General features: G+C 42.8%; 20 protein-coding genes. 2 read left to right on the forward strand and 18 right to left on the reverse strand.

What is annotated here, in order from left to right:
- Positions 1 to 6: 6 nt before the first annotated feature.
- From sufD to SM121_RS00095, 6 genes are all read right to left on the reverse strand, one after another.
- Complete coding sequence (gene sufD / locus SM121_RS00070; RefSeq protein ID WP_155127067.1) at positions 7 to 1,269, reverse strand: Fe-S cluster assembly protein SufD; 1,263 nt, start codon at positions 1,267 to 1,269, stop codon at positions 7 to 9.
- A 66-nt stretch (positions 1,270 to 1,335) separates the two neighbouring features.
- A complete protein-coding gene (gene sufC, locus SM121_RS00075; RefSeq protein ID WP_155127064.1) occupies positions 1,336 to 2,106 on the reverse strand; it encodes a Fe-S cluster assembly ATPase SufC in 771 nt (256 codons plus the stop codon).
- A 134-nt stretch (positions 2,107 to 2,240) separates the two neighbouring features.
- Complete coding sequence (locus tag SM121_RS00080) at positions 2,241 to 3,398, reverse strand: glycosyltransferase family 4 protein (RefSeq protein WP_320910918.1); 1,158 nt, start codon at positions 3,396 to 3,398, stop codon at positions 2,241 to 2,243.
- Positions 3,395 to 4,132 (reverse strand): adaptor protein MecA, encoded by a 738-nt coding sequence (gene mecA / locus SM121_RS00085; protein WP_155127058.1) that lies wholly within the window; start codon positions 4,130 to 4,132, stop codon positions 3,395 to 3,397. Before mecA ends, SM121_RS00080 begins: the two co-directional genes overlap by 4 nt.
- A gap of 135 nt (positions 4,133 to 4,267) precedes the next feature.
- A complete protein-coding gene (locus tag SM121_RS00090; protein ID WP_155127055.1) occupies positions 4,268 to 5,104 on the reverse strand; it encodes an undecaprenyl-diphosphate phosphatase in 837 nt (278 codons plus the stop codon).
- A 108-nt stretch (positions 5,105 to 5,212) separates the two neighbouring features.
- Entirely contained in the window at positions 5,213 to 7,120 is a 1,908-nt protein-coding gene (locus tag SM121_RS00095; protein WP_155127052.1) for a DUF2207 domain-containing protein, read from the reverse strand.
- A gap of 117 nt (positions 7,121 to 7,237) precedes the next feature.
- Here SM121_RS00095 and SM121_RS00100 point away from each other — a divergent pair, with 117 nt between their 5' ends.
- Together SM121_RS00100 and SM121_RS00105 are read left to right on the forward strand one after the other, a co-directional pair.
- The gene (locus SM121_RS00100) at positions 7,238 to 8,800 is read left to right on the forward strand and encodes an ABC transporter substrate-binding protein/permease (protein WP_155127049.1); all 1,563 of its coding nucleotides are present in this window, start codon (positions 7,238 to 7,240) and stop codon (positions 8,798 to 8,800) included.
- Positions 8,800 to 9,540: an amino acid ABC transporter ATP-binding protein gene (locus tag SM121_RS00105; RefSeq protein ID WP_155127046.1), complete on the forward strand. Its 741-nt coding sequence runs from the start codon at positions 8,800 to 8,802 to the stop codon at positions 9,538 to 9,540. The genes SM121_RS00100 and SM121_RS00105 overlap by 1 nt, the downstream gene beginning before the upstream one ends.
- 118 nt (positions 9,541 to 9,658) lie before the next feature.
- Here the strand turns inward: SM121_RS00105 and SM121_RS00110 are convergent, their stop codons facing one another.
- From SM121_RS00110 to SM121_RS00165, 12 genes are all read right to left on the reverse strand, one after another.
- On the reverse strand, positions 9,659 to 9,874 hold the full coding sequence (locus SM121_RS00110; RefSeq protein WP_003004771.1) for a capsule biosynthesis transcriptional regulator: 216 nt from the start codon (positions 9,872 to 9,874) through the stop codon (positions 9,659 to 9,661).
- 108 nt (positions 9,875 to 9,982) lie between these two features.
- Positions 9,983 to 10,876, reverse strand: coding sequence for an SPFH domain-containing protein (locus SM121_RS00115; RefSeq protein ID WP_003004210.1), 894 nt, complete (start codon positions 10,874 to 10,876; stop codon positions 9,983 to 9,985).
- Positions 10,877 to 10,986: 110 nt separating this feature from the next.
- Positions 10,987 to 12,237 (reverse strand): threonine ammonia-lyase IlvA, encoded by a 1,251-nt coding sequence (gene ilvA, locus SM121_RS00120; protein WP_003004336.1) that lies wholly within the window; start codon positions 12,235 to 12,237, stop codon positions 10,987 to 10,989.
- A 76-nt stretch (positions 12,238 to 12,313) separates the two neighbouring features.
- Positions 12,314 to 13,336 carry a ketol-acid reductoisomerase gene (gene ilvC / locus SM121_RS00125; protein ID WP_320910919.1) on the reverse strand — a complete coding sequence of 341 codons (1,023 nt, stop codon included), beginning with the start codon at positions 13,334 to 13,336 and terminating at the stop codon, positions 12,314 to 12,316.
- A 66-nt stretch (positions 13,337 to 13,402) separates the two neighbouring features.
- A complete protein-coding gene (ilvN, locus tag SM121_RS00130) occupies positions 13,403 to 13,879 on the reverse strand; it encodes an acetolactate synthase small subunit (protein WP_003010242.1) in 477 nt (158 codons plus the stop codon).
- Positions 13,872 to 15,572, reverse strand: a complete 1,701-nt coding sequence (locus SM121_RS00135; protein WP_003004603.1) for an acetolactate synthase large subunit — start codon at positions 15,570 to 15,572, stop codon at positions 13,872 to 13,874. The genes ilvN and SM121_RS00135 overlap by 8 nt, the downstream gene beginning before the upstream one ends.
- Before the next feature lie 188 nt (positions 15,573 to 15,760).
- Positions 15,761 to 16,360 (reverse strand): response regulator transcription factor, encoded by a 600-nt coding sequence (locus tag SM121_RS00140; protein ID WP_003013932.1) that lies wholly within the window; start codon positions 16,358 to 16,360, stop codon positions 15,761 to 15,763.
- A 1-nt stretch (position 16,361) separates the two neighbouring features.
- On the reverse strand, positions 16,362 to 17,459 hold the full coding sequence (locus SM121_RS00145; RefSeq protein WP_155127043.1) for a sensor histidine kinase: 1,098 nt from the start codon (positions 17,457 to 17,459) through the stop codon (positions 16,362 to 16,364).
- Positions 17,456 to 18,196, reverse strand: a complete 741-nt coding sequence (locus tag SM121_RS00150) for an ABC transporter permease (protein ID WP_320910920.1) — start codon at positions 18,194 to 18,196, stop codon at positions 17,456 to 17,458. The genes SM121_RS00145 and SM121_RS00150 overlap by 4 nt, the downstream gene beginning before the upstream one ends.
- Positions 18,165 to 19,082, reverse strand: a complete 918-nt coding sequence (locus SM121_RS00155; protein WP_155127037.1) for an ABC transporter ATP-binding protein — start codon at positions 19,080 to 19,082, stop codon at positions 18,165 to 18,167. The genes SM121_RS00150 and SM121_RS00155 overlap by 32 nt, the downstream gene beginning before the upstream one ends.
- Positions 19,069 to 19,266: a hypothetical protein gene (locus SM121_RS00160; protein WP_003004140.1), complete on the reverse strand. Its 198-nt coding sequence runs from the start codon at positions 19,264 to 19,266 to the stop codon at positions 19,069 to 19,071. Before SM121_RS00160 ends, SM121_RS00155 begins: the two co-directional genes overlap by 14 nt.
- Positions 19,263 to 19,454: a hypothetical protein gene (locus tag SM121_RS00165; protein ID WP_014712940.1), complete on the reverse strand. Its 192-nt coding sequence runs from the start codon at positions 19,452 to 19,454 to the stop codon at positions 19,263 to 19,265. The genes SM121_RS00160 and SM121_RS00165 overlap by 4 nt, the downstream gene beginning before the upstream one ends.
- Between the last annotated feature and the right edge of the window lie 101 nt (positions 19,455 to 19,555).

Below are 19,555 nucleotides of genomic sequence, written 5' to 3' on the forward strand. Positions count from 1 at the left end.
TTCTCCTTAGCGTTGAGATAACTTTTCTTCGATAGTCGCAATCATTTCATCACGTACTTCTTTAACTGGGATTTCAACAATAACAGATCCCAAGAAACCACGCACCACTAAGCGTTCTGCTGTGTGTTGATCCAGACCACGACTCATGAGGTAATACATATCTTCTGGGTCCACTTGACCGATCGATGCAGCATGACCTGCTGTGACGTCATTTTCATCAATTAAGAGGATTGGGTTGGCATCTGAACGCGCTTGATCCGATAACATCAAGACACGGCTTTCTTGCTGAGCATCTGCTCCTTTAGCTCCCTTGATGATATGACCAATTCCGTTGAAGGTCAAGGTTCCTTTTTCAAGAATAACCCCGTGTTGCAAGATATTTCCGATCGAGTTGCAACCAAAGTTGGTCACGCGGGTGTCAATTCCTTGTACCTGACGACCACTTGATAAGGCAACGACTTTCAAATCTGCATGACTTCCGTTTCCAACCAAGTCACTGTCAAAATCTGCAACCACGTTACCTTCGTTCATAACACCAATAGCCCAATCAATGCTGGCATCCTGTCCTAGTTTCCCACGTCGACTGATGTAGGCTGTGACATTTTCACCCAGACGGTCAATCGCCGCAAATTTCACTTGGGCACCTGAGCGAGCGATCACTTCAACCGTCACATTAGCAGTTGCTGTTGCTGAGCCTTCACCTTTTGATTCCAAACGTTCCAAATAGCTGAACTTGCTGTTTTTACCTGCGATAATCAAAATGTGCTTATTAAAAGGTACATCACTGTCGCTATCCTGGTAGAAAATGCCTTCGATTGGTTCTGAAATTTCGACATTGTCTGGAACATAAAGGACAGCCCCACTATTAAAATAAGCTGTGTGGTATGCTGCTAGTTTATCATCATCGTATTTAACCGAAGACATGAAGTAGTCTTCCACTACCTGCGGAATTTCTTCTAGGGCAGTATGGAAATCTGTGAAAAGGACTCCTTGGTCTGCCAAGGCTTGTGGCACCTGTTCAAATACAGTTTGAGTTCCAACTTGGACTAATTTTAAATTTGAATCGAGGGCTGTAAAATCAGGAACATTGGCAGAAGCCTCGCTTTCTGTGATCGTCCCATCCCCAAGATTCCAGCGGTGGAATTTGACGCGTTCAATGGCTGGTAATTCCAACTGATCGATCTTGTTAAAAGCTTTTTTTCGTAAATCCTGCAGCCAGCTTGGCTCAGCATGCAGTTCCGAAAAGAGGGTAATATTTTCAATACTCATTTTTTTCTCCTAATAAAGACACTATCTGTTTGATTTTATGACAACATTAGATCACTTGTCATCAGGTTATAGTTCTTCTTTATAGTCGTAACCGAGTTCTTCTGCGAGTTGGGCATAGCCTTCACGTTCCAAGCGTGCAGCCAATTCTGGCCCACCTGAAAGCACGACACGGCCTTCCATCATCACATGAACGACGTCAGGAGTAATATAGTTCAACAAACGTTGGTAGTGGGTAATAATCATAGCTCCAAAACCTTCACCCCGCATTGCATTAACCCCTTTAGATACGACCTTAAGAGCATCGATATCCAAACCAGAGTCAATTTCATCCAAAAGGGCAAATGTTGGTTCCAACATCAACAATTGAAGGATTTCATTGCGTTTTTTCTCACCACCAGAGAAGCCTTCGTTCAAATAGCGTTCTGCCATTTCTTCTTTCATGTTGAGCAGTTCCATCTTTTCATCCAATTTTTTGATGAAATCACGAATAGAGATCTTCTCGTCCTCTTCTTTACCAGCATTCATGGCTGCACGTAAAAATTCAGCATTGGTAATTCCTGGGATTTCTGAAGGGTATTGCATGGCAAGGAACAAGCCCATCCGTGCACGTTCGTCTACTTCCAATTCCAAGATGTTGACACCATCAAACAGAATCTCCCCTTTGGTTACTTCATAATTTGGGTTTCCCATAATGGCAGCTGACAGAGTAGATTTCCCTGTTCCGTTTGGTCCCATGATGGCTGCGATCTCACTAGTTTTTAGGGTCAGGTTTACACCTTTTAAAATTTCTTTGCCTTCAATTTCAACGTGAAGGTCTTTAATTTCTAATGTCGACATTGCTTTCCCTTTCTTTTTACTTTGAAGTCTAGAAGGTGCTCAAAGCATAGATTCCTTCATCACAAAGTATTTTTTTACCTTTCAAGTATATCAAAAAAAAGCCTAAATGGCTTTTCTTTTGATTAGAACTATTCTTATTTAGTTTTTTCTTTTCGTTTTTGACGAACTTCCTCCCGATAGGAGGAATTCCCTATATACCGCAAAACATTTAATAAAGGACTGTGACTCGGTCCTAGAACTCCGATTAATTCTGCTAACAGCTCTACTCCAAACAAGAGCCCGATCACAAGTAGGACGCCCCCAATGCGACTCGAGATGTTGAGTAAGAGAGAAATCAAGGAGAAGATCATCGAAATCCCATAGATCACAAGCACAGTTCCCCGATGCGTTAAGCCTAGGGAGAGTAGGCGGTGGTGTAAGTGATTGCGATCAGGTTTATAAAATTTTTGCCCAGACAGGGTCCGACGGATAATGGCTAAAAAGGTATCTGTAATCGGTACTCCCAAAATGATCATAGGAGTAACGACAGCAACTGCCGTTGAATTTTTCAAACCTTGCAAGGACAAGACAGAAATCATGAATCCGATAAACAAGGCACCCGTGTCTCCCAAATAGAGAATAGCAGTATGGTAGTTAAAAGGAAAGAAACCTGCGATGGACGCAACCAAGACAAAGATCGTCATGGTCAAAAAGAGATTGGGCACCGGCAGAAAGAAATAGGACACAATCCCCATTGTCACGAGAGAAATAATAGAGACCCCACTCACCAATCCATCTAGTCCATCAATCAGATTGACCGCATTGGTGATAGAAACGATCCAAATCACCGTCAAAAGATACGATAGCCATGGTTCAAAATGAAGTAAGGGACCACCGAAAGGAATCTTAAAATCATTCAGCCGAAAATCTGTCAAAAACCAGACCAGACTCGCCGCTAGCAGGATACCGATCATCTTTTTCTTGGCAGACAACTCTTTTACATCATCGATCAAGCCTGTGAGAGCGATAATCCATCCCGCTCCTACGACCGGCAAGGTATAGGAGAGGTAACTTTTGATTGGTGCGGCGGTGGATGTCAGCATAGGAATAAAGACGAGAGTCGCAATCGAAAAAGCGATCACAATAGACAGTCCACCCGCGCTTGGCATGGGTTTGGTATTGATCCGACGCGCATTCGGATAATCTACGGCATCAATCTTAAAGGAGAATAGGCGAACCAAGGGCGTCAATACCAAGGCAATCACAAAAGTCCCAATCAGCACCAGAACAAATTGCAAGGAAAAGGACATCATAAGCTAGCAACTTTCTTCAAATTCTCAATCGCACCAGACACCATTAATAAATGACCATGTTCCTGCAAAACTGCCCGTGTCACTTCTGAATCATCCGCATACTCCCGAATGATGGCAAGTAACCAGGTTGGATATTGATTTGGTTGATCCTCTGTATCGATCAAGACAGTTAAATAATAATCGGATCCCATTTTGTATAATTCAGAGGTATCCACTGGAAAGCTTACCGTTTTTGAAAAGACAACTGCTTGCTGGATATTTGAAAAACGCAAAATGTAATAAATATACTGACTTACTGGCGCTTCAGGTGTCGGATCTTGTTCTTGATTGTCACGTAACTCTTCTTGTTCCAAATGGTGAATAGCTTCTGCATCCCCTTTTGTCTTATCAGAGATTGTTTTTTCCAAGGTTTTGATAAATTCATCTGGCGTCATGCGCGACAACTCTTCCATATCAGGAAGATCTGACAAATCCTCAAAATCCAATTGTTGGTCAATTTTTGATTTGGTAACAAAAACATCCAATTTATCTGGTTTTGGTGTCACACGAAAACTCAGCATCCCGCTATCCAGGAAGCTTTCTGGCATTTCGAGCTCATCCAAAATGGCGTAGAAAAATTCTTCTGTTTTTTCTTGCGGGACAAGAAAATCAGCAATTTCCATCCCACGTTCTTCTAAGTCTTCTAGTTGGATTGTGATCTTAATAGTTGAATCACTAATTTGCTTCATCTTCATAGCATAACCTCATACTTCTAGTCTTACTATTATACTAAAAAATTGGATAGAATTCAAAAAAAGGATGCATAGAAAAGAGGTTGGGACAAAAGTCTCCAACCTCAAAAAACAATTTGATCGAGTTCAACCGTTCTATTAGAAAATGACACGGAGGAGTCCATACAATAACAAGATAGAACCAAGAACAATCCGGTATTTCCCAAAGACGGTGAAATCATGATTTTTCACATAATCTGTCAAGAAGCGGATAGCATACATACTAACCACAAAGGCTACTCCCATCGCTACCAGTAGAATAAAGAGTTGTCCCAGTGCAAGCGAATGCCCTCCTAGAACGAATTTCCCAACTTTTAAGAGACTTGCTCCAAACATAGCTGGAATTCCTAGATAAAAGGTAAATTCTGTCACGACTGGACGGCTAACACCATTGATCAAGCCACCTACAATCGTAGCACCTGAACGGCTTGTTCCTGGAAATAGCGATAAGACTTGGAAGAGTCCGATATAAAGAGCTGTTCGATAAGGAAGCTTACGCAATTCCGTCACTTCCGGCTCAACTTGTTCCCGTCTTTCTAGATAGATAAAGGCAATCCCGTATGTGATCAACATAATCGCAACGGAAATCGAATTGTGGAAATGCGCCTCAAACCAATCATCTAATTTAAAAACAAAGACAAGCGGGAGCGTTGCAACCGCAACTTTTGCCCATAATTGCCAAGTCCGCCGTACTTCGAGTGGAGATTTACCAGGTTTGAAGGGATACAATTTATCGAAATAAATCACCACAACCGCTAGGATCGCTCCCAATTGGATCACAACATTGAACATCTCCATAAAGGCTGGATCTTGATTTTTAAACTGCACAAAATCCTGTAGCAGAATCAAGTGACCTGTACTTGAGATCGGTAACCATTCTGTAATCCCCTCGACAATCCCAAAAAGAACCGCCTTGATTAATTCGATCAGAAACATCTTTTTCTCCTAAACTTACATTTGCTCTATTATATCATAATTCAATGGACTGGACCAGGCCCTCCGTACTAGAAAGGAAAGAGCGGCCAAGACCATTCTTAGTGCTACTTAGAAGGCACCAAAGCCTCCTCCGCCTCCTCCGCCAGAGAAGCCTCCTCCACTACCAGAAGAAACCGTGAAATGACTAGCTGTCGATGCTGTCGATCCATAAGTAGACATGGCATGACTTGAGTGGGTCACATCATGATAGAACGGAGTATAAACGAAGGCGTTTAAGGCTTGATTTTCTAGATGAATATTCCGAAGTTTCATAACCTTTGTGACCTGATCGGCTACACCATACAAGGCCGCATAGACCAATAAGCGATTCCATAGGACCAGAGACTGCAACTCTGCATCGTTGAGGTGGGCAATTTCTTTCAACATCCGACCAAAACTATCCCAGTAATAGCGTTGCTCAGCACCCGCAAGATTGACAACACCATCTCGTAGGCAGGCTTTAAAGACACCATTGAAGCGCACTGGCATAAACCAAAGTATGAGGATCCCTATCAAACAAGGAACAGAGAACCAACCCATCCCAAAGATGGCAAAGATTTCTGCTCCAAGGGCGATAAACCAAGCAGCCCAACCAAAGAAGAGACTTCGTCTAGCTTGCGCTTCTTCTTTTGCTTCTAAAGGGCGATAGTAGCTTGGCAAATGGAGATCTTCCACCTTGCGATGAACATCTCGGGCCACTTGGTTCACAGCCGTATCGAAACGAGCCTGAGCCTTACTTCCTAGTGAACGAATCGCATCTTGATCTGCTTTTTTGGCATGTTTGTATAGATCATCACTGAATTCATAATTCTCAAAGAGACGGTTAACAGGACAGGAAACTTGATCCCCAAAAGCCATATTCATAAAGGAGCGTTCAAAATCATCCACATGTCCATGAGACTTCCTGGTCAAAATTACTTCATTTCCTTGTTGCTCGTAAACAATCACTCCACGATCCATCAGATCCAGCAAAGTAGCTTGAAGCATTTTTTCAAATGTAAATACCGGCGGAGTTGCCTTCTCTTTATTGGTCGGGGAGGCCTCGTCTAATTCAGCTGAATAAACAACCGAACTCATAATCAGAGGTGCAATGTCCTGTGGAATCTCGTAAAGACGAGTATCGGTCGGATAGGTCACACCAGGCCAAATCATTTTTTTGAACCGATTGCGGCCCAAGAGAGAAAGAAGCCAGAGTGCAATAATGAAGGCTGGCAAGATCCAGTTCCAAAACATGCGTGTCCAGTATTTTTCCTGTTCAATTTTAGCTTGGTTCTTGTGAAATTCATCCAATTTGGTCAATCCTGTATTTCGACCAGAATCATACAAAGTAGTTAGGTCTGACTTCAACCAGTAACCATACAACTCCACAGCCTTTCCTTTGCCTAAGTTATAGAAAGTGGCAGAATAGATTCCATCTTCTTTCTTTACAGTCACATCCGGTCCCATAAAGGCTGTATGGATATACAGTTCCGACTGGGCATTGGCTGGTGCAAACTTAGGAATGACACGAAATTGAACTTCGTCCACCTTCTGATCGCCATCCGTAATTGGTTTCCAGTTCAACTGCAAGATATCCTTGTGTGAATAAAGAAGATTTTTTAATTTCCATGTGACTTTTATTTTGACTGTATCTTGCGCTACACCACTGTTATAAATTTTCACTCGGTAGCCATCACCTAGATTCGTAATCTCGGGTTCTCTTTGAAGATCACGACCTTCCACCTCAACCTTTGGCGGTATCTCAATTGCAAACCCTTGTGGCATGTTGCCCGCAGTTCCTAGGCTAACATACTGCCCTCTATAAGAATCTTTGAAATAATAGACCAACTCCTCCTCATAGGTGGCATCATCCCAGGTGTCCAAGGTCAAGGTTCCACCATAGTAAAGTACATCATAAGATGGGCTAGATGCATGGACATTCTGACTGACAAAAAGGCAGGCCAGAAAGGTGAAAAAAACATACAAATACTTTTTCATTTGATCACGCTCCTTTGTATTATTATAGCATTTTTTAAATAAAAAGAGGACCATGTTTGAAATGCAACCCATTTTACTGTACAATAGGAAGAGTTAAAATAAGGAAGAGGAGAAAAAATGAAAAAAACATTATTCGCGCTCTTAACAGGGCTTTTCATTTGCCTAGGCATCACACAGGTAGCTCATGCAGATGACTATTTACGAATTGGAATGGAAGCTGCCTATGCTCCTTTCAACTGGACCCAAGAAGATGATGCAAATGGAGCTGTTAAAATTGACGGTACCAATCAATATGCTAATGGGTACGATGTCCAAATCGCCAAAAAAGTTGCTGAGGAGTTAGGTAAAAAACCTCTGATCGTAAAAACTTCTTGGAACGGTTTAATTCCAGCCCTCACTTCTGGTAAAATCGATATGATTATCGCTGGGATGAGTCCAACCGCTGAACGTAAAAAAGAGGTCGCCTTCTCCAAGAGCTACTATACCAGTGAACCGGTCATGCTCGTTCGTAAAGATGGAAACTATGCAAACGCCACTAGTCTAGATGACTTTAAGGATGCAAAAGTCACCTCTCAACAAGGGGTCTACCTCTATTCTCTCATTTCCCAACTCAAGGGTGCGAAACAAGAAACTGCAATGGGTGATTTTGCCCAGATGCGTCAAGCTTTAGAATCGGGTGTTATTGATGCCTATGTTTCTGAACGTCCCGAAGCCCTAACCGCCGAGTCCGCTAATTCTAAATTTAAGATGATTCAATTCAAAAAAGGATTTGTAGTTGGGGAAGAAGATGCGACTATCGCTATCGGGATGAAGAAGGGTGACACTAGAATTGACCAAGTCAATGCCGCACTAGCTAAAATTTCGTCTGAAGACCAAGTCAAACTCATGGATGATATGATTAAGAAGCAACCAGCTTCCAGTGATGCTAGCGATGATGAGCAGACTTTCTTCAGCCAAATGATGAAGATTTTGAAAGATAATGGACCACAGTTCTTACGTGGAACTGGTATGACCCTCCTCATCTCCATGACAGGGACCATCGCTGGATTGATTATCGGTTTGTTAATCGGTGTCTTCCGGACAGCTCCGAAGGCTAAAAATAAATTCCTTGCTGGATGCCAAACTGCCTTTGGTTGGTTCCTCAATGTCTACATTGAAATCTTCCGTGGAACTCCGATGATCGTTCAATCCATGGTCATTTTCTACGGTTCCGCCCAAGCCTTCAACATTTCCTTGGATCGTACCTGGGCCGCCATCTTTATCGTATCAATCAATACCGGAGCTTATATGAGTGAGATTGTTCGTGGTGGGATCTTAGCAGTGGATCCAGGTCAGTTTGAAGCAGCGACTGCTCTAGGAATGACCCATGGACAAACCATGCGCAAGGTCGTCCTTCCACAGGTTGTTCGCAATATCTTGCCAGCAACAGGGAATGAATTTGTTATTAACATCAAGGATACATCTGTTTTGAATGTTATCTCTGTAGTTGAACTGTACTTTACAGGAAATACGGTCGCAACTCAAAACTACCAATACTTCCCAACCTTTACGATCATCGCTGTGATTTACTTCGTTCTCACCTTTACCATCACACGAATTCTTCGCTACATCGAACGTCGCTTAGATTCTGATACTTATACTACAGGTGCCAATCAAATGCAAGTCAATGAGGTGAAATAATGGCAGAAAAAATTCTTGAAATCCAACATTTAAAAAAATCTTATGGTCAAAATGAGGTTTTGAAAGATATTTCCCTTACGGTTGAAAAAGGAGAGGTGATCTCCATCATCGGGAGCTCTGGTAGCGGAAAATCAACCTTCCTTCGCTCCATCAATCTTCTAGAGACTCCTACAGCTGGAGAGATTCTCTATCGTGGACAAAATGTTCTTGATCCTGAGTATGATCTTACTCACTACCGCGAGAAATTGGGAATGGTTTTCCAAAGCTTTAATCTCTTTGAAAATTTAAATGTCTTAGAAAATACGATCGTTGCACAAACAACCGTCCTCAAGCGTGATCGTGAAACCGCAGAAAAAATTGCCAAAGAAAACCTTGAAAAAGTCGGTATGGGCTCTCAATATTGGGCTGCTCGTCCGAAACAACTTTCAGGTGGTCAAAAGCAACGGGTTGCCATCGCACGTGCCCTTTCTATGGATCCTGATGCCATTCTCTTTGATGAACCAACTTCTGCCTTAGACCCAGAAATGGTGGGGGAAGTCTTGAAAATCATGCAGGACCTTGCAAAAGAAGGCCTCACCATGATTGTTGTAACCCACGAAATGGAATTTGCCCGCGATGTCTCTAGCCGGGTCATCTTCATGGACAAGGGAGTCATCGCTGAGCAAGGAGATCCAAAAGAAATCTTTAGCAATCCAAAAGAAGAACGGACCAAGGAATTCCTTCAACGCTTCTTGCATTAATCTCTTGAAACAGTTTGCTTACCAGTATGGAAGCAAGCTGTTTTTTGTATCGCTTCTGCTTTTGAGGCATCAAAAAAACCAGAGAGCAAACTCTCTGGTTTTCAATTGGAACAACAAATTAATCTTCGAATTTTTGATGATTTTTGTCATAAAAATCAATCAATCCAAGTGCCGTTTCAAACGAGATATTCTTCACTTTTGCACGTCCTTGAGCCAAGGCAATGATAGACATTTCACGGGCATTTGTTTCTTTGCTGATACGATACCCTGTTATTTTCTTATCACGTACCCATCCAACAACTGATTCTACTTTTTCAAAGTTCGATTTAGCCATGATCTTTCTCCTATATTATTATTTCCAATACTAATATAAATTTTTTTGCACATTTTGTCAACTAAAATCGCTGAAAATACGAACCTTTTTTAAAAAATGATAAATAGTTTACTTTGCTTTCAAGGCGGATAATATTTGTGTACGAATGTTTTCGACACCATCTGGGTTTGCTGGTAGGAAAATCGTATTATTCCCTTCTTTATCTGCAAAATTATTTAAGGTATCTAAGTACTGGTTGGTTAAGAGAATAGACATGATTTGTTCTTCAGTTAAGTCTACATTCGCACCTTTTAACTCTTTAATAGAGTCTGCCAATCCATCGACAATGGCTTTCCGTTGCTCGGCAATACCAACCCCGTGTAAACGGTCTTTTTCTGCCTCCGCTTCGGCAGCAGTAACGATCTTGATCTTGTCTGCTTCTGCCAATTCCTGAGCTGCCACGCGTTTTCTTTGCGCAGCATTGATCTCGTTCATGGATTGTTTCACTTCGGCATCTGGCTCAACTTTGGTGATCAAAGTTTTAACAATAATATATCCATAAGTTGACATTTCTTCTGCCACTTGTTTTTGAACTTCAAGGGCGATTTCATCTTTTTTCTCAAACAATTCATCCAAGGTCAACTTAGGCACAGAAGAACGAAGAGCATCTTCAATGTATGATTTAATCTGTGATTCTGGACGCATTAGTTTGTAGTAGGCATCCTTTACGTTGCTCTCGTTCACTCGGTATTGCGTCGCCACATTCATGGTAACGAATACGTTATCCTGAGTTTTTGTTTCAACCACGATCTCACTCTGCAAGACGCGCAATTGAACTCGTGCTGCAATTTTATCGATGCCAAAAGGTGCTCGCATATGAATGCCACTATCACTAATTTTTTGATAACGTCCGAAACGCTCGATGATGGCAACGGATTGTTGTTTCACCACATATAGTGAGCTGATCACAATGACTCCTGCAACCAGTAGCAAGAATAAAACAAAGATAATAAATCCTGGCATAAAAAGTTCCTCCTTTTAATTTACGCATATCATATCACAAGTCTTCATAAAAAAGCAATATATTCCATCAAAATATATTGCTTAAATAGTCGTTTGTTTCTGTATGATATTCAGACTAGCATATTATAGAGAGTTTCATTTCCGTTCAAATTAATGAAAGACGGATCAAAACGCTCAATACGGTTGACCAAGCCTGCATAGTCATGTTTATTAGCCAAAGTAACCCCAATCAAGACAGGACCTGTCCCCTTGCTGGCGCGTTTAATGTATTCAAAACGCGTGATATCATCATTTGGCCCTAAGATATCATTTACAAATTCGCGAAGGGCACCTGGACGTTGTGGGAAATTGATAATAAAGTAGTGTTTTACTCCATCGTAGATCAAGGCACGTTCTTCCATCTCAGGCATACGGTTGATGTCATTATTCCCACCTGAGATAATACAACAGATCGTTTTTCCCTTGATGTATTCGCGCAAGATTTCAAGGGATGCCACACTGGCAGCTCCCGCTGGTTCGGCTACGATCCCTTGCTTAGAATAAAGATCAATCAAAGTCTCTGAAATCAAACCTTCATCGACCCCAACCAGGGTTTCCACATGCTGGCGGGTTACTTCATAGGTCAATTGTCCCACCTTTTGTACGGCAATTCCGTCTGCAAACTTATCAATTTCTGGTAATTTGACGGGGCCTCCTGCTTCAAAGGCCGCCTTCATGGAGCGTGCTCCCTCGGCCTCTACCCCAATGACCTCAATCCGAGGATCCGTTTCTTTGATGTAGGCAGAAACACCTGAAATGAGGCCTCCTCCACCGACAGGAACAAGGACAGCATCAAAGGCAATCGACTCTTTCCGAGCATCCTCAAGGATTTCGTAGGCAACCGTCCCTTGACCAGCCTGTACGAATGGATTATCAAATGGGTCAATAAAGGTCCTTTTTTCTGCAAGTGTAAATTCTTGTGCTGCCTTCGCTGAAGCATCAAAAGTATCTCCGACCAACTTGATTGTTACATAATCCCCACCAAAGAAGCGGACTTGTCCAATCTTTTGTTGCGGTGTCGTAATGGGCATAAAAATAGTCGCTGGAATTTTCATCTCATTACATGTGTAAGCAACCCCTTGCGCATGGTTTCCCGCAGATGCACACACTACCCCACGTTCCCGCTCTTCTTTTGATAATTGAGAGATCGCAAAGTAGGCGCCACGAATCTTGAAAGAACGAACGCGTTGGGCATTTTCTTTTTTCAAATAAATCTTTGCCCCATATTTTTCAGATAAATAGTGGTCGTATTCAAGGGGCGTATTGACAACGACTCCACTTAATATTTTATGGGCCTTAGCCACATCTTTTGCTGTTATCATTTCATACCTCTGTTGCTGTGATTTGATGAAAAAAGCAAGCCAGGGTGTCCCAACTTGCTTAGTCTTCTACAGACAATTAGTTGTAGATTTTGAAGGCGTCATCGTCATTTTGACCAACGAACGGCATTGCTTTACGCAATTCAGCACCAACTTTTTCAATTTCAAGGTTAGCAGCTTGTTCGCGGTAAGCAGTTAATTTTGGACGTCCAGCTTTGTAGTCGTTAACAAAGTCGTTAGCGAAGTTACCATTTTGAATGTCAGTAAGAACAGCTTTCATATTTTCTTTCACTTGTTCAGTGATTACACGTGGGCCTGATACATAGTCACCGTATTCAGCAGTGTTAGAGATTGATTGACGCATTTTCTTGAAGCCACCTTCGTAGATCAAGTCCACAATCAATTTCATTTCATGAAGAACTTCAAAGTATGCTAATTCTGGAGCATAACCGGCTTCAGTCAATACTTCAAAACCAGCCTCGATGAGGGCAGTCAAACCACCACAAAGTACAGCTTGTTCTCCGAACAAATCTTCTTCCGTTTCTTCTTTGTAAGTTGTTTCAAGAAGACCAACGCGTGCCGCACCAACACCTTTACACCAGTCCATAGCGATATCTTTCGCATTACCAGTAGCATCTTGATAGACAGCGTAAAGTGCTGGTACACCAAATCCTTCAGTGTAAGTACGACGTACCAAGTGACCTGGTCCTTTTGGAGCACACATAAAGACATCGACATCTGCTGGAACCTTGATGAATTCGAAATGGATATTAAATCCATGCGCAAAACCAACCGCATTACCAGCTTCCAAGTTTGGCGCAATTTCTGTTTCGTACAATTCTTGTTGGATTTCATCTGGTGCCAAAATCATGATGACATCAGCCAATTTAGTCGCTTCTGCCACCGTATAGGTATCAAAGCCATCTTCTTTTGCTTTATCGAATGATTTCCCTGGGCGAACACCGATAATAACATCATGACCTGAGTCACGCAAATTTTGTGCGTGTGCATGTCCTTGAGAACCATAACCGATTACAGCAATTTTTTTACCAGTTAACGCTGCAACTTTAACATCTTTTTCGTATTCCATCTGAACTGCCATAAGTAAAATCTCTTTTCTATTTTAATTTGCCTTTTTAAGGCGGGGTTAACAATGTTAAGGCGAGAATTAATCTCGAGTAAATCCGGTTGCACCGGTGCGGGCAATGTTTTTAATCCCATAAGGTCGAATGACACGAATGAGGGCTTCGCTCTTTTCTGCATTTCCCGTCATTTGAACAGTAATCGAGCTTGGAGCTACGTCGACCACGGTTGCACGGAAAGGTTGAATAATGGCCAAGATTTCTGCCCGCTTCTCAGCTGGTGCAGAAACTTTCACCAAGATAACTTCGCGCTCCAAGTGTGGTTTATCCGTGATATCCCGGACACGGATCACATCCACCTGGCGGTTGAGCTGTTTGATGATTTGCTCCACTTCATCGTGCGAAGCAACATCAATGATAATGGTAATCCGCGATACATTAGGGTTTTCTGTTGCGCCAACAGAGATACTTTCGATATTGACTTGACGTCTCGACAAGACTCCTGTAAAGCGATTCAGAACACCTGAGCGGTTTTGAAGTTTGGCTGTTAACATTCTACGCATTAAACTTCACCCCCAACATCTCATGATTACTCTTACCAGCTGGTACCATCGGCAAGACATGCTCTTTCCGAGAAATGTCTACTTCGATGAACATTGGTACATCTTCTGTGATGACTTCCAAATCCTTCTCAAGAGTTTCAGGATTATCAAATTTATAATTCTTGATCCCGTATGCTTGCGCCATCAATTGGAAATCTGGAAGGCTATCAAAGACTGACTCTGACGTCCGACCATCATAGAAGGCTTCTTGCCATTGGCGGACCATCCCAAGCGAGTGGTTGTTGAGCATAACGACCTTGATCGGAACCTTATAAATATTTAATATCGCCAATTCTTGGTTGGTCATTTGGAAACCACCATCTCCGACAAAGAGAACAACTTCTTTATCTGGATTGGCAATTTTCGCTCCGATAGCTGCAGGAACACCGAATCCCATTGTTCCTAGACCACCAGATGTCACCAATTGTCGCTCATTTTGGTAAGGATAGTATTGAGCTGCCCACATTTGGTGTTGTCCAACGTCTGTGACGACAATAGCGTCCCCCTTGGTCAACTCTCCGATGCGTTCAATCACAGCTTGTGGCTGCACAACCCGTTCCTTCTTGTCGTATGAACGAACCCGGTTCTTATCTTGGGTCACCTTTTCGATCCATTTTTCTGTGTTGTTATGAACCGTCGGCTCTGCTAGCAACTGCTGTAAGGCCTTCTTTGCATCGCCAACGACAGGAATGTCAACAGCAATGATCTTCCCAATCTCTGCGGGATCAATATCGATATGGGCAACCTTAGCATTTTTAGCGAAAGTCTTTGGATTCCCTGTTAAACGGTCATCAAATCGACAACCAACACTGATCATGAAATCTGTCTCTGTCATAGCAATATTAGCTGCGAAGGATCCGTGCATTCCTCCCATCCCTAGGAAAAGAGGATGACTGGTCGCAATCGTTCCTTGACCTAACAGACTGGTCACTACTGGAATCTGATAGCGCTCTGCTAGAGCAATCAACTCTTTTGCCGCTCCAGCGTAACTTACCCCACCACCAGCAAGAAGAACTGGTTTTTTAGCCTTACTCAATTGCTTCAAAATCTTTTTGATCTGCAATTCATTGGGTTCAATGGTAGGTTGGTAGCTTGGAAGCTTCACACTTGGTTCATAGATGAAATCTGTCTCTAAAGCAGACACATCCTTTGGAAGGTCAATTACCACAGGGCCAGGACGGCCGGTCGTCGCAATATGGACAGCTTCGGTGATAATTCGCGGAATATCTGCCGTCTCACGTACTTGATAGTTGTACTTGGTGATGGGCATGGTAATTCCCACGATATCCGCTTCTTGGAAGGCGTCTTTCCCGATCCCAGCACGATTGACTTGGCCAGTGAAGACTAGTAAGGGAACGCTATCGCTCATAGCATCTGCAATCCCTGTAATGGCATTGGTCGCCCCCGGTCCGCTAGTGACGACTGCGACACCCAGCTTTCCAGTTGATTTAGCGTAGCCTTCAGCCTCATGCAAGCATCCTTGTTCATGACGACCCAAGATATGCTGGATACCCTCAAAGCTATAGATGGCATCGTATAAAGGCAAAACCGCTCCACCAGGATATCCAAAAATCGTATCAATGCCCAAATCACGCAGGGTTTCAAGAACGAGCTCTGAACCAGTTTTCGCAGTTTCTAAGGTAATTTTCTCCATGTCTCTCCTTTCCAGTACTTTGTATATCAAATTAGCATGCTACTATCATACCATTTTTAGAAAATATTTCAAGGAAAAATAGTAAATTTTCTGAATTTTCTATTCAAATCCAAAGAATGAGAGTTTTTCTAAAAATGCTACGTCTATCAGAAAAAAAGTCTCTAGGAAATCCTAGAAACTTTTCTTCCTTATAACCAACCCTTTTCTTGGGCGATCTTTGCCGCCTCGGTCCGGTTTTCCGCATCCAACTTGGTCAGAATGGCTGACATATAATTGCGGATGGTCCCGTTTGAGAGGAATAAACGATCAGCAATTTCTTGGTTAGAAGCCCCTTTTGCGACTTCTTTTAAAACTGCCTTTTCTTGAGGGCTTAGAGGATTGGGATGGGTCAAGATCCCTTCCATTAATTCAGGTGAATATTCTTTTTGCCCTGCTAATACTGCATGAAGAGTCGCCATCAAATCTGTGATGCGGCGTTCTTTTAAGACATAAGCATCGACTCCAGCCTTGAGAGCCCGCTCGAAATAGCCCGGGCGCTTAAAGGTGGTAACGATGACGACCTTGATCTGGGGTTGTTGACGTTTAGCCCACTCCAACACTTCTAACCCTGTTTTAATGGGCATTTCGATATCTAAAATCGCAATATCGACTGGATGTGTTTCGAGTAAACGAATGGCCTCTTGTCCATCGCCTGCCTGCAAGACATCTTCCACATCCTCTTGCAGGAGCAAGAGCTGGCAGAGAGCATCGCGCAACATACTTTGGTCTTCAGCAACTAATAAGCGCATCTTATTTCCTTTCTTGATAGGGGATCCGTATTTCTATCCGGGTCGGCTTGTGTTGTTGACTGATCTCCAGCTCTCCTCCCAACAAGGCAATCCGTTCGCGAATCGAGTGCAGGTCCTTGTCGGAAACTTTGTCAAAGCCGATGCCATTGTCTTCTGCGACCATTTCCACTCCTGTCTCGGTGGAGCGATAAGAGAGGAGAGCTTGCGTCGCTTTAGCGTGTTTGATCATATTGGTAGCTAATTCTAGAGATACCATAGCCAGAGCAGATTCTAGGATCGGCGAGATGCTGGCTGTATCAAGCTCGTTTTGAATCTCCACTTTTACTTGCGCCACTTCCAGCATTTGCTTGACGGTTTCTAGCTCTCTTGCCAAGGTTCGCTGCTTCAAGTTCTCGACAATCTCTCGGACTTGGTGCATGGACTCTTGACTGATGGCTTGAATCTCTTGCACCTGTTCCTGGGCCTTCTCAACCTGACCCAATGCTAAGAATTGATCAGCTAGGTCCGCCTTGACACTGAGCATGGCAAAGGTGTGTCCTAGACTGTCATGCAGATCACGACCAATCCGATGGCGCTCGTTTTCTGCCAGCAAGAGATTGATCTGGGCGTTTTGCTTGGCATGGTCAGCTTTCAACTCTTCCATCATCTCCATCCGAACCATACTAAAGGTCATAACCGCGATAAACAAAGAGACGATCAGGACAAAAAGCCAATCATTTTCTCTCATCTCCCTATTAAATAATAGCGCTCCAAAAAGGATCAGTAGTGATCCAACAGCCGTCCAAAGAAAGGGCGAGCGAAAATCGCGAATCCCAAAACGATAGATCAAAATATTGCTCAGATAATAGTAAAACCAACAAAAGCTAGTTCCAACAAAAAAGGTATTTCCTGCAATATACAGCAGAAGATAAATCCAAAAAAGCCAGGTCAGTTTCTTATTTTCAGTAATGAGGATTCCTAGATAGCTTATCATAAAGAAGATGGCTAAAAAGAAATGCCACCAGGGAATCTGCCCTAAGAAAATAGAAGCAAAGGGAAAGGCCATAAAGATTAAGCCTACGTAAAACATATGGTGAATATGTTTGAGTTTTTCAATCATGAACGAACCTCAGAATGACGACGATAGACAATAACAAGGGCAAACAAGGCCAGGCTAAACAAGGTTAAATAGACACTCGCAAAGACATTGACCTGTCCCTTGTTTAAAAAGGTCTTAATCAGTTCCATCAATTGATAGGTTGGAAGGCATTTGCCGATGGCTTGCATCCATTCTGGAAAGAGGCTAATAGGCATCCAAAGGCCACCCATGACAGCCAGTCCCATGTATAGGAGATTACCTACAACAGACATCAATTGACTAGAAGGAAGCAGGGTCAAGACCAGACCGATAGCTACAAAAGCTAGACTTCCTAGGATGAGAAGGAAGGCCGCTAAGACCCAATCCTGTAGGGACATATTCACATGCCGCACCACATGGCCCACGGTAAAGACAACTCCAATCGATAGGAGAAAATCGACAAAGAGACCCACAACCTTTATTAGATAATATTCTACCATAGATACGGGGGTATGGCGCAAGATTTTTTGCCAATTATTGAGTCGATCGGTTTCAAGAACCGTTGGAAAAGAAAATAGAGCCGTAGACATCATGGAAAAAGCCGTCATGGAGAGGAGATAATCCCTCATAAAGTGAGCGGGGGCCCCTGGCGTGTCCTGGTACATCCCTGAAAAGAAGAGATAAAAGGCCGTGGGCATCCCAATTGATAACAAGTAATAAATAGCTTGGCGACTGGTCAAATGCCACTCAACCACGCCGAGAGCTTTCATGCGTTTCATCTTCTCTACCTACTTCCTTTGTATTTTCAAAAATAGAATCCAATAAACTTCGATTGCTTACTTCGATTTCTTGGATCGAACATCCTTCTTCTTGTAATCGAGTCCACAAACGATTGGCATCACGTGTCACAATCTGAAGAGCATCGGGTTTAATGATTACTTCACTAACACCTTCCATCTCTGCTGCTAGAGCTTGGTAGCGCAAAGGCAAGGTGAAATGTTTTTCTACCTCTTCGCTTCTCATAGCGAGAGGCGTTGTATCCCGAAGTAAATGCCCCTGATGCAAGACTAGAATCCGATCAGCTGTATGCTCTACTTCCTCGATGTAATGGGAAGAATAGACAATGGTCACACCCTCTTCCTTTAAATGCCCAACAATCTCCCAGAAGCGTTGGCGAGTGGACGTATCCATTCCCGCAGTTGGCTCATCTAAGAAAAGTAAGCTAGGACGACCAATCAAGGTTAGAACAAAGGATAAGAGGCGCTTTTGACCACCAGACAACTTACTAGCCAATTGTTTCTTTTGTTCTGAGCTAAAACGTAATAAATCATCAATTTCTTCCCCTGTTAAGGGTTGGGGATAAATAGAGCGAAAGAAGTTGATCAGTTCCTGCACGGTTAACTTTTGAACGATGGCATTCTCTTGAGGGAGATAGGACACACTAGCCTTTAACTGAGGATGACCAGGTGCCTTCCCCTCTACTTCAATAATCCCAGAAGTCGCCTTCATATCTCCCAGAAGACAGTTCATCAAGGTTGTTTTCCCAGCTCCGTTTGGCCCGATCAAGGCCAGACAATCCCCTCGTTCCACTGTGAAAGAAAGATCTTCTAGGATCACCTTTCCTTTGATACTTTTGTTCAAGTTCTCTACTCTAATGACACTCATGAGACTCTCCTTTCAACCAAATCTGGCCAGCTGGAATGATGACAAAGGCAACCAAGGTCACTCCCCAAACCGTTTGGAAAAACCAGCTAGGAAAATGGGCAGAAAACCAGCCCGTCATCATCTCAGTTGCCCAAAGGAGCAAACACAAAACAGCTACCAATCCAATTTCAAGTTTCTTTTTCATTGCTCCATCTCCTTTTTAACAGCCTTGATCATTTTCAATCCTTCTTGAACCGCCCAGCTCATGATGCCAATCCCAGCAAATAATTCCCAAGGAAAATGGTAATAGAGACTATCATCCTTTGAAAAGATCAAATAGACGACCATCCCCACCACTGTTAACGTAAACACTTTATAGAACCATTGTTTCATTTTTCCTTACCTCTTACTTTCTGACTATATTATAGCGAAAGAAAATAACAGCCACTAGATAATTTTGTCACTGGCTCACATGACAAAAGTCACTAAAAAAA

The organism is Streptococcus sp. S1 (assembly GCF_034137685.1).
Taxonomy (GTDB): domain Bacteria; phylum Bacillota; class Bacilli; order Lactobacillales; family Streptococcaceae; genus Streptococcus; species Streptococcus dentalis.